The 12,917-nt window shown below is 42.3% G+C and carries 15 protein-coding genes; 11 read left to right on the forward strand and 4 right to left on the reverse strand.

Annotation, left to right across the window (positions count from 1 at the left end; translation table 11 throughout):
* Positions 1-194: 194 nt before the first annotated feature.
* Positions 195-1,751, forward strand: a complete 1,557-nt coding sequence (locus tag J8M00_RS05490; RefSeq protein ID WP_211009334.1) for a hypothetical protein — start codon at positions 195-197, stop codon at positions 1,749-1,751.
* A gap of 107 nt (positions 1,752-1,858) precedes the next feature.
* Here J8M00_RS05490 and J8M00_RS05495 read toward each other — a convergent pair whose 3' ends face one another.
* From J8M00_RS05495 to J8M00_RS05505, 3 genes are read right to left on the reverse strand one after another with little or no spacing between them, the layout of a single operon-like run.
* On the reverse strand, positions 1,859-2,749 hold the full coding sequence (locus J8M00_RS05495) for a haloalkane dehalogenase (protein ID WP_211009335.1): 891 nt from the start codon (positions 2,747-2,749) through the stop codon (positions 1,859-1,861).
* Entirely contained in the window at positions 2,742-3,479 is a 738-nt protein-coding gene (locus J8M00_RS05500; protein WP_211009336.1) for a hypothetical protein, read from the reverse strand. Before J8M00_RS05500 ends, J8M00_RS05495 begins: the two co-directional genes overlap by 8 nt.
* 12 nt (positions 3,480-3,491) lie before the next feature.
* Positions 3,492-4,097 carry a short chain dehydrogenase gene (locus tag J8M00_RS05505; protein ID WP_211009337.1) on the reverse strand — a complete coding sequence of 202 codons (606 nt, stop codon included), beginning with the start codon at positions 4,095-4,097 and terminating at the stop codon, positions 3,492-3,494.
* Between the two features lie 115 nt (positions 4,098-4,212).
* Here J8M00_RS05505 and J8M00_RS05510 point away from each other — a divergent pair, with 115 nt between their 5' ends.
* The 5 genes from J8M00_RS05510 to J8M00_RS05525 all read left to right on the forward strand — a co-directional run bounded on the left by J8M00_RS05510 (position 4,213) and on the right by J8M00_RS05525 (position 8,001).
* Positions 4,213-5,067, forward strand: a complete 855-nt coding sequence (locus J8M00_RS05510) for a LysR family transcriptional regulator (protein ID WP_211009338.1) — start codon at positions 4,213-4,215, stop codon at positions 5,065-5,067.
* Between the two features lie 337 nt (positions 5,068-5,404).
* On the forward strand, positions 5,405-5,995 hold the full coding sequence (locus J8M00_RS05515; protein ID WP_247687233.1) for a hypothetical protein: 591 nt from the start codon (positions 5,405-5,407) through the stop codon (positions 5,993-5,995).
* A gap of 268 nt (positions 5,996-6,263) precedes the next feature.
* Entirely contained in the window at positions 6,264-6,386 is a 123-nt protein-coding gene (locus J8M00_RS28415) for a hypothetical protein (protein ID WP_282099758.1), read from the forward strand.
* 299 nt (positions 6,387-6,685) lie between these two features.
* The gene (locus J8M00_RS05520; RefSeq protein WP_247687234.1) at positions 6,686-7,192 is read left to right on the forward strand and encodes a macro domain-containing protein; all 507 of its coding nucleotides are present in this window, start codon (positions 6,686-6,688) and stop codon (positions 7,190-7,192) included.
* Positions 7,193-7,317: 125 nt separating this feature from the next.
* Positions 7,318-8,001: an alkylmercury lyase family protein gene (locus tag J8M00_RS05525; protein WP_211009339.1), complete on the forward strand. Its 684-nt coding sequence runs from the start codon at positions 7,318-7,320 to the stop codon at positions 7,999-8,001.
* Between the two features lie 79 nt (positions 8,002-8,080).
* Here the strand turns inward: J8M00_RS05525 and J8M00_RS05530 are convergent, their stop codons facing one another.
* Positions 8,081-9,283, reverse strand: a complete 1,203-nt coding sequence (locus J8M00_RS05530) for an endonuclease/exonuclease/phosphatase family protein (RefSeq protein ID WP_211009340.1) — start codon at positions 9,281-9,283, stop codon at positions 8,081-8,083.
* A gap of 235 nt (positions 9,284-9,518) precedes the next feature.
* Here J8M00_RS05530 and J8M00_RS05535 point away from each other — a divergent pair, with 235 nt between their 5' ends.
* The 5 genes from J8M00_RS05535 (at position 9,519) to J8M00_RS05555 (ending at position 12,914) form a co-directional block, all read left to right on the forward strand.
* On the forward strand, positions 9,519-10,076 hold the full coding sequence (locus J8M00_RS05535; protein ID WP_211009341.1) for a GNAT family N-acetyltransferase: 558 nt from the start codon (positions 9,519-9,521) through the stop codon (positions 10,074-10,076).
* A 78-nt stretch (positions 10,077-10,154) separates the two neighbouring features.
* The gene (locus tag J8M00_RS05540; RefSeq protein ID WP_211009342.1) at positions 10,155-10,562 is read left to right on the forward strand and encodes a VOC family protein; all 408 of its coding nucleotides are present in this window, start codon (positions 10,155-10,157) and stop codon (positions 10,560-10,562) included.
* A 287-nt stretch (positions 10,563-10,849) separates the two neighbouring features.
* The gene (locus J8M00_RS05545; RefSeq protein WP_348772542.1) at positions 10,850-11,134 is read left to right on the forward strand and encodes a hypothetical protein; all 285 of its coding nucleotides are present in this window, start codon (positions 10,850-10,852) and stop codon (positions 11,132-11,134) included.
* Between the two features lie 68 nt (positions 11,135-11,202).
* Positions 11,203-11,799: a hypothetical protein gene (locus tag J8M00_RS05550; RefSeq protein ID WP_211009344.1), complete on the forward strand. Its 597-nt coding sequence runs from the start codon at positions 11,203-11,205 to the stop codon at positions 11,797-11,799.
* Positions 11,799-12,914 carry an efflux RND transporter periplasmic adaptor subunit gene (locus J8M00_RS05555; RefSeq protein ID WP_211009345.1) on the forward strand — a complete coding sequence of 372 codons (1,116 nt, stop codon included), beginning with the start codon at positions 11,799-11,801 and terminating at the stop codon, positions 12,912-12,914. Before J8M00_RS05550 ends, J8M00_RS05555 begins: the two co-directional genes overlap by 1 nt.
* The last annotated feature ends 3 nt before the right edge of the window (positions 12,915-12,917 follow it).

Below are 12,917 nucleotides of genomic sequence, written 5' to 3' on the forward strand. Positions count from 1 at the left end.
TAAGACTGCGGCTCTGAATATGCACGAGTATATGAATATAATTTGTTGCTGTCGAGCACGGTGTTTTTTATAACCTATTGTAAAGTATAGATATCAGTTATTCATCATGATTTCATCAGCGTGCCATTGTTGTACTCTTTGCCTCCCGACGCACAGTAGAGACTTTGATTTTACACAAGTTAAGGAGTCATGCTATGTGTTTACTTTCTTCGAATAAGTCGCTCAAAAAACTGGCCGCCTTTCAGTATATTGCCAGTGGTTTATTGGCTTTTTATAGCCAGCATTCTATTGCTGATGAAATCGCCAGCAAGGCAATTGAGAGAGCTGTATCGGCATACGGTGCTGAGGCATTGATGACAATGCAGCAGTTAAGCATAAAAGAACAGCAACTACGCTATACCAAGGGACAATCCGGTCATGCAAGGGAGGGCGCGCATGGTATTGTGCTGCATAAATACAATCAGCAACTAAACATCGACTTTGTTAATAAGAACAAAGTATTTAAGCGAAGTGATCAGAACTTACTTGGTAATTATGGTTATCATACTCTGGTTACCCTAGATAGGCGTTTTATCGAAGGCAAAGGCGCATACATTGATCACTGTTTGCAAACCTTTCAGCCTAGCGAACGATTACACTGGAATTCAGTTGGATTGGGCATGGAGCATGGCGTCGACACGCTAATTGTCAAACAGCTCGCAAAGCACAAGAAGCAAGTTAGCAGCGAGGGGGTGGCGTATATACATGGTCAAGCCCATGATGTTCTCAAGTATCAACAAAATAACGAACTACACACTGTTTTCATCAATACTGATTCAGGGTTGGTATCTAGGGTGATCCGTAAAGCAGGTGAGCAGCCAACACGGTATGACTTTTTAGTACATACAAAGAATCGTATTGGTATTACATGGGCAACTGAGGTGATGGTGAGCCGTGAACAGCATCCAATTGCGCATGTCACCGAGCGAAGTTTGACAATGGAGCTACCCCTTTCTTTAGCTGAATTAATGCCTGCCAAGTACAAACGCCGTCAGCCTGTGGCATATCTAGATTTTGAGCAACCCAGTGTTAATCAGCTTGCCGACGGCGTCTTTTTAGTTGGACAGGGGTGGAGCTTCACGCTATTTGCAGATATTGGCAAGTCATACGTGTCAATGGGAGCATGGCAAATGCCCGGAGATAAATTTACGTGGCAAAAACGATTGGAAAAACTACATCAATTTACCGCAGAGCAAAAACCGGTTTCACATTTTATTGTCACTCACCATCATGACGACCACTTGATGGGGCTCTCAGAGGTAGTAGAACATGGCGCTCAATTATTGATGCTTCCTCAACATGTCAATGCAGTAAAGGCGAGCCTAAGTATACCGATTGACTCCAGCAGGTTGACCTTGGTGCGAGATGCGTTAAAGGTTGCCAATGACAAGGTACAGGTGTTTGATGTGCCAAGTAGCCATGCGGACCACAATTTGGTGGTATACCTTCCTGAACAGAAGATTCTTTTTGCTGAAGACATGTTTGGCAGTAGCTTGGCACGAGGCTTTCACTCACCCAATAGTTGGCCGAGTCGCGATGTATATTATCGCACTGAGACTCTAAACAAAAAGCTTCAATCGGTGAGGGTAGATGTGGCTCAATATGTTTCATCACATCATGGCCGGGTGCTATCTAAAAATGAATTTAATCAAGCTTTGAGTTTAACTTGCCCAAGTGATGACGTTTTAAAACAACGACTATTCGGTAGTTAAGCGCTGCTTCGATATTTTTGTTAAAAGCGTATAAAGAGCCTTTACAAATGTTTGCTAAGATACATTTATCGCAGCGAACAAGTGAAAGGCTTTTTATACTCATGGCCCTAAGTCACGTTTATTTGCTGATACCAATTCGCCAAATGTTGACCTATGTCGTGGGGATAATCTTCTTGAATAAAGTGGGTCCCTTTTCCAAGTTTGACCATTGTGGTATTGGGAAAGTGCTCCGAAATCCATTTAGCGTCCTCGCTTCGGATCAACATGCCAGGCTCTGCATAAAAACAGATTTTTGGCAGGTCTGTTTTGGTCAGCCAGTCATGATAGTTTTGAACTGCCCTAGCTGTGTGCTCAGGTATTCCATTTACGGGCACATCTGCGGGGAAACGCTGGATGGCTCTACGACTTTGAATGGTTGGATAGGGCGCTTTATACTCCCTCATTTCCTCGTCCGTTAACTCGCGCTCGGTCCAATTTGGTAGCATTTGGGTGATGAAACTATTTGCTACGCCAAAAATAAAATAACTGCCAAGCTTAGATTGCATCACCTTCAGCGCCAGTTTTTCTCCCAGGTTTAACCTTTGATAGTCCATTGGTTTGTACATGGCCTCCATAAAAGCGATGGCCTTGATATTATCTCGGTGTAAGTTGGCGTAGTGAAAACCCAACCCCGAGCCCCAATCTTGCACGACCAGTGTGATATTGGTTAAGTTCAATGCGGATATGAATTTTTGTAAGTAGTCATAGCTGTCGCGAAAACCGTAGTCAATATTTGGCTGTTCTGATCTACCCATACCGATTAAATCAACGGCAATGGCACGGCCATGGCCGCTCATATAAGGCATGATATTACGCCAAATATAAGATGAAGTTGGATTTCCATGAATAAATAGTATTGGGTCGCCTTTACCTTGCTCCACATAGTGGATTTTATGCCCATTCACATTGATGAACTTTGACTCAAATGGAAATTCAGTACCAATATTGCGACTATGCATTGTTATCCTCATGACAGTATAAATGGGCAATAGTAGCGCTCACGTCTTGCTTAGCTGTGTTTAATAATGGTGTACCATGGGAAGGTAGCAGGTGTTTAAATCGCAACCGTTTAACTTGTTTAAAATCAGCAAAACTGGGCGAATTAGCACGTCTCCATTCAGGGCCTATATTCGCAGGTTTTATAAAACCCGCTTTGCTTAACATAGCATTGGCTTGAGGGCTGAAATACTCGTCAGCAACGCGCCAGTTCTGTAAGCTATCTGCTGTGATGATCACGCCATCACCCTGAGTAAGTGATAGTATGCCTTCAGGCATCGGCGAGCTGTCAAAGACAAATAGTTCTATATTAGGCATGGGCAAATTCGCTTCAGTCATTAAGCTGACTTTATCATTGGGTACGACTGTTTTCATACCCGGTAAAAGCCAAAGATTTGCATCAAAACAATCTAGGTAAAACTCATCATCTATCCCGTTCATATGGCCTAAATGGTATGCACCTAATCTCACTACGTGCTTTACTTCTCCAAGTGTTGAAAGTTGCTTTAATCCTTGTTCATTGAGGCGTATTGCACTGACCAAAGTTAATTTACCTTCATGACGCAAAATGATCATATTGCGACTAATTTGTATACCGGGGCCCATTTGTATGCTGCCTTTTACCATAAAAACATCAGGAAAAATTTGCTCTATCGCACTATGAGGCATGGCTTCAGGGTAGGTATTTGGCATTGCGGTATTCCTCTAGTTCGAATAATCAGATGTTTGGATTATCTGACCATGAAAGGTGCCGTTGAGCGCATCGAGATAGGCTTTAGCAGTGTCAGATGCCGACACTGCATTTGGCAGTTCAAATCCAAGTTTTGCTAAGGACTCCTGAACGGGAGCTGGTGATACTGCATTTAAACGAATGTTTTTCGACTCAATACTCGCTGCACTGATAAAGCCTTCTAATGCCGCTGTTGCCATTGCGATACTCGAGGAACCTGGGATTTGCTCGCGATGCGCGCGGCCCGTTGTTAGGGTGACCGAGCCGCCTTCATTTAAATACTTAACGCCAAATCGAAACACATTAACCTGACCCATTAATTTGTTGTGCAGCACATTGGTGAAATCTTCATCGCTGTGTTGGTGCAATGGTTTAAGTTGCCCGTTCCCGGCGGTGCAAATAATCGCATCAACTTTTGTGGTTTTGCTAAACATGTTTTTAATCGATTGGTGGTCATTTAAATCTACTTTAATGTCACTATTGGAACTGTGGTTGGCTGTGATCACCTCGTGCTGAGGTAACAGTGCGTTATGTACCGCAGAGCCAATGGTGCCAGATGCACCGATTAGTAAAACTTTCATGTGTGTACCTTTGGTTAGTGAGTTAATGGGGGGGCCAGCCTGTTTTTCACTATACGCCTAACCAATGGTCTAAAAAAGAATAGATATTTAATCAAGATGTTCATATAATTTGAACATGATCCCATTAGAACATATTCACGTTGTTTACGTGATCCACCAAGAAGGCAGCTTCAAAAAAGCCAGTGAACGACTGTTTAAAGCGCGTTCAGCCGTGTCCTATTCGGTGAAAAAAGTCGAAGAGTATTACGGCATTGAAATTTTTGACCGAAACGAATACCGACCCTCTCTAACTCGTGACGGCAAACTGCTACTACAGAAAATTCAGTATTTGATGGGGCAGGTGCAGCAGTTTGATCACTTTGCCAAGCAGATGAATTCCGAAATTGAAACTGAGGTGCGTATTGGCGTTAGTTCTATCTTCCCGATGAACAGGCTAATAAAACTATTAACAGTCTTGAAGTCTGAATTTCCCCATACTGTGGTCAACTTGGAAGTGGAAACTTCTTCTGGAGAAAGGTTGTTGTTGGACGATAAGGTAGACCTAGGTATTTATGGTAGTTTGCAGCAGAATGAGCAAGTTGTTTATAAGCACATTGATACCTTTCGGCTACCTGTTTTAGTCTCAACCAAGTTTCCAGCGGATCTTGATTTAATATCAGTGTCTGATTTAGCTCGCTTTCCGCAAGTGGTGTTAAAAGCCAGTTATAAATCAGGCAAGAATATTGGTATTTTGGAAAACGGGATACAGTGGTACGTTTCAGATCACAGTACCAAAAAAGAGCTTATTCGAAGTGGACTCGGTTGGGGGAGAATTCCTGTTCATGAAATTGAACATGAAATATCTACTGGCCAGTTAATACAGCTGCCTTGTTGTGAGGAAATGGTGGTACCAGCGTACATCGCCAAAAAGAATGATAAGGTATTGGGACCGGTTGGAAAGAAAATATGGGACTTTTTTAGCCAAGCTTAGTTTATAAATTTATACCTCACGCGCACGTTGTTCCTTCCTTAATTAATTGTGTGAAAATGGCAATATACCCGGTAAAGGAATATTGAGAAACAAATTAAATGCAGCCTTATTTGTTTACAATGCAATATTGTTGATTGTGTAATGTATTTTTATCGATATTTTTATTTACTCCTACTTTTCGGAATTTATATTTTCACTATATTTACAAATATATATTATATATCGTATATTTTTCTCGCGCCAATTGAGTGTGATTAATTAATAAAAGGAAATTTAAATAAAACTCAAAAAATTTGCTGCAACTTTTCTAGTTGGTTGCGGATTATCAACGGTTGCTATGGCAGACGCTTACAGTGAATTAGTAACTGCCAGCGGTAGTTCAAAATACGATTTTCGTATTGGTTTACAGGCTTTAGACGATCGTGGCCGAGATCCTGGCCGAGTTGAATATACTAAGTATCTTTCAGCTGGCTCTAATGTACAGTCGGAGTGGGCTGTAGACAGAGATGCATACGATCCGGATGCATTGAAGTTACACCTTTCAATCCTCAATCATATTCCAAGCAACAGAGACTTCCGTATCGCTATTCAAGCTGCGGACAGGAATGGTCGCGGTGACTTTGGTTTTTGGCAATATACTCCTTGGGCAAGTGAGGGGGGCGGTTGGTCTGGCATGGCATTTGACACCGATCGTCACGATCCGGATGCATTTCGTATTCGTATTGAAACTCGTACATGGCAAAGCAGCCGCTCATTGAGTGACTTCCGTATTGGCCTAAGAGTCTCGGATCGTGGTGGACGTGAAACTGGCGAAGCAACATATACGCCATGGGCGTCATATGGTGGTGGCTGGACTGGTCTAGCTACAGACAACGATGCATATGACTTCGATGGTTTTGAAGTTAATTTAGAAGTTCGTCAGCAATAAGAACAATTGGGGCTACTGTCATTTTGCCCAAATCTAATAAAGCCCCTCGGGGCTTTAATGTTAAAACAGTTTAAAGCGAAATGCTTTTTTATATTTGATTTGTCATGTTTTTAGTGTGATTTTAGTTTAAATCTATCAGTTTATTTTTATAAAAAGAGTATGTGTTGATTGATGCTCTTACTTTTATTATCTAATACCCTTCAAGTTTCTATATAGTTAAATATAGTGCCTACAATAGCAACTAAAACAAAAAGTGCTAGGAGAAGGCGTGAAATATGCTTTTTTAATTCTGTTGTTTCGGTCTCTAATCGGTGGTGATATATCCGAAGAGATATCTTCACTTGACACAGTGAATGGCGTCGAAAACGATTGGGTTTTTGCCCAATTATAGATGCCAAAATGGACGAGGAGTTTTCTAACAGGGTGTTCATTACAACACAGTAGGTTGCGCATTGTGGGCACCTGTTTAGTATATTGATAGAGCTCAGAAAGGCTCCTGAAGCACCTAGCTTCAAGACTATGATAACTTCGAGTTTAATAATATTGTTGATGAAACGTCGACAGTACTTTTTGAACCAAACGAATGGTATCGTGTTGTAAGAAATAACCAGTCGATAGGTTGGATTACCGATTATACGGTCAGGGCAGCGCGTTAAGTTTAGATTGAAATAGAAATGTGAGGTTAGGTGTTTGAAACTAGACGGCAATATAGAATTAATCATAGGAGATATTACTTCCTCTGAAGCCGATGCCATTGTGAATGCTGCTAACCCCAAAATGTTGGGTGGCGGCGGAGTTGATGGCGCAATTCACCGGGCCGCAGGCGCTGGATTGCTGGATGCATGCCGAAAAGTTAAAGCAATCAATGGTATTCGATGTCCGTTTGGTGAAGCTCGAATCACGAGTGCGGGAAATTTACGGTCAAAATATGTGATCCATGCAGCAGGACCCATATACAGAAACGAACAAACCCCAGCGAGTGTACTTGAGTCAGCTTATCGCAGTGCATGTGAGTTAGCGATAAAAAACGGCTGCCAATCAGTGGCTTTTCCAGCAATATCATGTGGCGCATATGGTTACCCATATGAAGAGGCTGCCCAAATAGCAGTTCATACTTGCCGCCAATATCCACAGCTGTATGTGACATTTTATCTAATTGATAAAGCGTTGGCGGACGTATTTCGAAGTGTCATCTGAAGTCATTGGTATGTGTTTTCATGAGGCTCTGGTGAGGAGTAAATCTGGACTATATTTTATACTCGATAAGCTGGTAGACGAATTTTATGAACCGGTTTTTCCGGTAGGCACGTTGTGAGAGAGCAATGAATTTAAACACTGCAAGTTTGCATTACTACATTATAAAGCACTTTGTTGAGTTTACGACAGCACCAAAGATAGAGAAGCTGGCTAACGCTTTTGGCGTCACAAGGCAGGATGTGATTGATGCACTCAAAATGCTACAAGATGATCATGGCGTTGTATTACACCCCGTGTCCAGTGAGATATGGGTAATGCACCCTTTTTCAGCTGCGCCAACTAATTTTTGGATTCAAGCCGGTCAAAATGGCTGGTGGGGAAATTGTGCTTGGTGCGCATTGGGGGCGGCTGCACTTCTAGATCGTGACTTGACGATCACCACAACTTTGGGCAGTGAATCAAAGCAAGTGAACATCGAAATTAAAGGTGGGAATGTTATCAATGATGACTTATATATTCATTTTCCAATCCCAATGGAAAAAGCATGGGACAATGTGATTTACACATGTAGCACGATGCTGATGTTTGAATCAAATTCTGCTATCGAACAGTGGTGCGCGCGCCACGGGTTAGCACAAGGCGATGTACAGCCGATAAGTCATATCTGGGAGTTTTCCAAAGTGTGGTACGGCAATCACCTCAATTCTGATTGGGCAAAATGGTCTGTTGCCGAAGCGGCCGAGATATTTGAGCAGTTTAATCTTACAGGCCCAATTTGGCACTTGCCTGTAGGCCCAGACCGATTTTAACTTTTGTCGTTATTGGACAATAGGTCATAAGCAATAAAACCTAGCTGATTGGGTCGGCCCAATCAGCGGTTTGCAAAGTCTACTTTGAACAGATTGATGACAACGCGATATCAACCCAAACTAATCGATGGTCTGATGAGGCTGCTCTATCGGCAACAAGCTCAATGCCTTGTTCATCTGTTGCGGGCCAGAAAACCCCGCTATTGACCACTTCTAAATTGCTCGACGGCAGCACATAGTCTGCTCTCATTCCCCAGTGCGCAGTGTGTGTGGCTGCATTTGGATTTTGCGGTTTATTCAGCTTTCCGCCTCTAGATTCAGGGGCAGCATAATTATTGACTCTCTGGTGTGTCAGCAATTGTCTTATGGCGTTTGGATGAGCGTCTCCATCTACATCACTGGCATTTAAGTCGCCTAGTATAACAAACGACTGATTGCTAATACCGCCGGTTATACCTGCGTCGTCATATATGTAGCTATTCCCTGAGTCAGAAATATAGTCTTTCCAAAGTCTAAGCTCATCGTGATTTCTTTTTCCATTTCTATCTTCAGGACCATCGAACACTGGCGGAGTAGGGTGACTTGCTAACACGTTGAGCTGTTTATCGCATACTCTCACGGGAATATCCCAATGCGATTTAGAGGAAAGTCTCATGATTTCACTTTCTGACTTGGCGTACCAATTACTGCCGTCTTGGTTTGTAGGCATTAAGTTGTCAGGCATATCTTTCCACAAAAACTTTTGGAAAGTACGTACTTGGTTTGAGTTTATCGGATACTTTGACAGCACTACCATGCCGTATTGGCCCGGATATTTACCAAAGCCATAATGCGTTAATTTACTGTTTTGTCCAGTCAACGGTGTTTTGACCCCCGTATTAACTGGTGCAAGGTATACGTGTGGGTAAGTTATTGGCTCAAAACCATTTTGAGAGACTTCTAAATATTGCTGCTTAAACAAGTTAATCCCAAGTTCGGGGTTGGCAATATAGTCAAACTCATTTAATAAAATAATGTCAGGGCGAGTTTGTTGAATGATCTGTGCGATATTGTTGATTTGCTGCACTTCACCACTTTTCAGAGCGTTAGTCAGCACATTCCCTGATGTATCTAGCTTGTCTTCAATCTGGTAATTGGTTGCTTCCATACTTACATTGAACGTTGCGACTCTCATGGTCTTTTGCTCTTCGGGCTGTGTATTGCCCAGCTGGCTTGATGTTTGTTGACAGCCTGTGCCCAGCAGGGTCGCTGTTAAAATAATAGATAATAGTGATGGTTTCATTACTAACCTAGTGAAATATGTTATTGCCCATAGTCTACAGCTTTGTGAATAAAAGAGGGTTTAAAAGTATGTTAATTATTTGATTTGATAAATTATTCATAATATTAGTGTAACTACTTCACAAATGCCCTTTGACTTGTTAGTTTTTTTATGGGGACAAACGAATCTACGGTCGCTTTTGATTAAATACGGGTTCTTTTTTGTATTTTTGGTGCTATCAACAAGGAGAAAAATTGTGGTTAAACTCGAGGTAAGATGTGGGTTAAGTGTTAAGTTACTTGATATTTCAGATGCGCAAACGCTGTTTTCTTTAGTCGAGGCAAATAGGTCTTACCTAAAAGAGTGGCTTCCTTGGCTCGATTTAACTAATTCTCACCTAGATTCAGAAGCTTTTATACAATCAACACATCAACAGTATCATGATGGCCTTGGTATTATGGGCGGAATATATAGTGATAATTCGCTGGTAGGGATGTGTGGCTATCATCCAATTGATAAAATCAACCGCTGTGCCAACATTGGGTATTGGTTAGCAGAGAAGTCGCAGGGACAAGGCATAGCGACGACGTGTGTTGCTTACCTTGTGGATTATGCGTTTACTGAATTGCAATTGGCTCAAGTCTCTTTGTCAATTGCGGAGCACAATTATAGAAGTCAGGCGATTGCGACACGCTTGGGGTTGAGCCGCAAAGGTATTAAACGAGATGCAGAGTATTTGTACGACCATTTTGTGAACCATATTTGCTATTCAGTGAATCGTACTCATTGGCTGGAGCGCAAGGCAATCGATTAGCAAACCGAGCAAATGGGATACGCTTTTTTTGTAAGGTAATTTAAGGTTACACTTGGCTTTTTAATATTGGACACCGTTATGTCAAAAATTACACAGCAGCAAATTGGCAGCGTGGCCCTCGTTGTTGATAACTACGATGATGCTATTGATTTTTATACGAAAAAGTTACAGTTTACCTTGGTGGAAGATACAGAATTAGGAGGAGGGAAGCGCTGGGTTCAAGTGTCGCCTCCTAACTCGAACGGCGCTAATTTACTCTTAGCCCAAGCAAGCTCTGAAGAGCAAAAGTTGGCTGTGGGCAATCAAAGCGGCGGGCGTGTTTTTTTGTTTTTACACACCAACGACTTTTGGCGCGATTATGAGTTGATGAAAACAAATGGTGTTTTGTTTAATGAAGAGCCACGAGTGGAAGAGTACGGTACCGTGGTTGTTTTCCAAGATCTATACGGAAATAAGTGGGATTTATTGCAATTGAATCAAAGCTAAATTAACTCAATAAAGATGCAGGTGTAATGGCTATTCTGGTTTCTATCATACCTGCATAGCCAACACCGTCGCCTATTTAAAAAGGGGGCTGAAGGCAGTTTATCAGCCATTAAAATAAAATAGGTGTATTTACATTCAAGCTAAAAATCCGCTATTTATAAATTGAGCTTTAGCAAATTCAATGCTAGCATCAAAAAGAATTTAAACTTATCGTTCAACTAATGCGTCAACTTATTCTCATATTTATCATGTTTTGCGTTCTGAGTACTCAGGTATTCGGAAGCGTTGTGCATGAAGGGGAGCATAAGTCATTAGGTGATGAACATAGTTTACTCCATGAAATAGGACAACCACACAGTCATGAACATGAAGATGACGGTGAATTTACCCTTTCGTTCACAAAAGAAGCAGTAGAGCACATTAACCAAGATTTGGAGTGCTGTATTACTGCTATTGTCGAAGTTTCTCAAGTTACAGAGCCTGAAATTAAACCAACTGGCCCGATTGTCTCGCTAAGTGCTAATTGGTCACCCCCTTTTCTAAAACATACGACACCGCCCCCTAAGGCTTAATCCAAAAATACATTGTTACGGTCAGTGCATATTCGCTCTGGCTGGTTTTGTCGTTTACTGGATTTATTATGTTTTTAAAAATATTTTTGCTGCAAAATTGGCAGCCGACGGCGTATAGATTGCTATTCGCTGTATTTTCATCGCTATTTTTTCTATCTGGTGTTTATGCATCACCGGGAGCACACGGTCCAAATGGAGAGCATTTGGATACCACAAAGCAAGTTTTGGTTTCCAATATACCTAAGTTTGAAAGTTTCACTGAAACGTTTGAGCTTGTTGGAGAGTTATCTGAGAACCAGCTGCTCATTTACCTTCATGATTTTAAATCAAATGCCCCAATTCCGGGGGCTTCGATAGAAATAGAGCTTGGGGACCTAAGTGCCAGTGCCACGTACTCTGCGCAAATGAATGCTTACAGCCTAAGCAACGAGGCTATAGTCACTTTACTGAATCAGCGCGGAACACATGAAATAGTGCTGACAATCATGACAGAAGATCTTGGTGACCTGTTAGTTGCATACCTTGAAAACGAAGCGCCTCTCATGGTGAAAGAAAATCACAACACAGCACATCACCATGAAACGCCTTGGTGGAGTATTGCTATTGGGTTAATGGTGTTTGTCATCGGTTTTTGGATTGGTCGTCAATTTAAGGAGCGTAAATAATGAAACTAAAACACGCTTTATTGTGCGCATTTTTCTTGCAAGCTGGAGATGTAATGGCTTCACCCGGTGCCCATGGCCCTAATGGCGAACACCTAGATCAGAAAGCTAGTCGCGCAGATGGTGGGCTTGGCCGACAATCAGACGGTTCAGTCATTATGCCAATGAAACATCAGGCATTGCTCAATATTAGAACCCACTTTGCAACAGAATCTATGGCGGACAAGCACGTTCGTTTAGATGCGATTGTAAAGCCTCACCCAGCTGGTTACGCCAAAATTCAATCTAGCCGCGATGGTCGCTTAGATGCACCAGATGCGGGGGTTTTACCAAGTGGTAGTAAAGTAATCGCTGGTGATGTGTTGGGGCTCATTCGATATCAGGATACCGATTACGAGCTTGCCAGCCAAACTAGTGAGTTAATCGCGATTCGAAATCGCATAGAGCAAACCAAGCGTGACGTGAGCCGTTTAAAGAAACTGGGTGAACTGGCATCTAAACAAGCTTTAGAGCAGCTAGAAACCGAGTTATTGAGCCTAAAGCAGCAGGCACAAGCATTGCAAAAAGGCCTCGAGAAACCCGAAGTGTTAATTTCACCTGTTTCAGGTGTTTTGATTAACCACGCAGTCTCACGCGGGCAATGGGTGGAAGCGGGGCAAACTCTGTTTGAAGTAATCTCACCTGAGCAGCTCATTGTTGAAGCGAGCACTAATGACAGTCATCTACCTGCGAAGTTAACAACCGCTAAGGCAATAACGCAGCCTGCGCTTAACTTTAACTATATTGGCCACACTCCTCGGCGTGTAAACGGGCTGATCCATGTTAACTTTGAACTCGAAAAAACGGTTGAAGCCCCGGCGCTGTTGGTTAACCAACGAATTACGATTCAAGCTCCGATAAATGAGCAACAGCGTGGCATAGTATTACCAGCTGATGCCATTGTTCGTAGTCAAAACAACTTACCACAAGTGTGGATCAAACTCTCGGCGGAACGGTTTTTACCTCAACTGGTTAAATATGAAAACTTGCAGCCGGGTTTTGTGTTGGTAACTCAAGGGTTAGGTGCAGACAACCGGGTAGTGGTAACCGGTGCGTCGCTACTTAACCAAGTGAGGTGAGCC

This window comes from Pseudoalteromonas luteoviolacea (assembly GCF_018100925.1).
GTDB classification, from domain to species: Bacteria; Pseudomonadota; Gammaproteobacteria; order Enterobacterales; family Alteromonadaceae; genus Pseudoalteromonas; species Pseudoalteromonas obscura.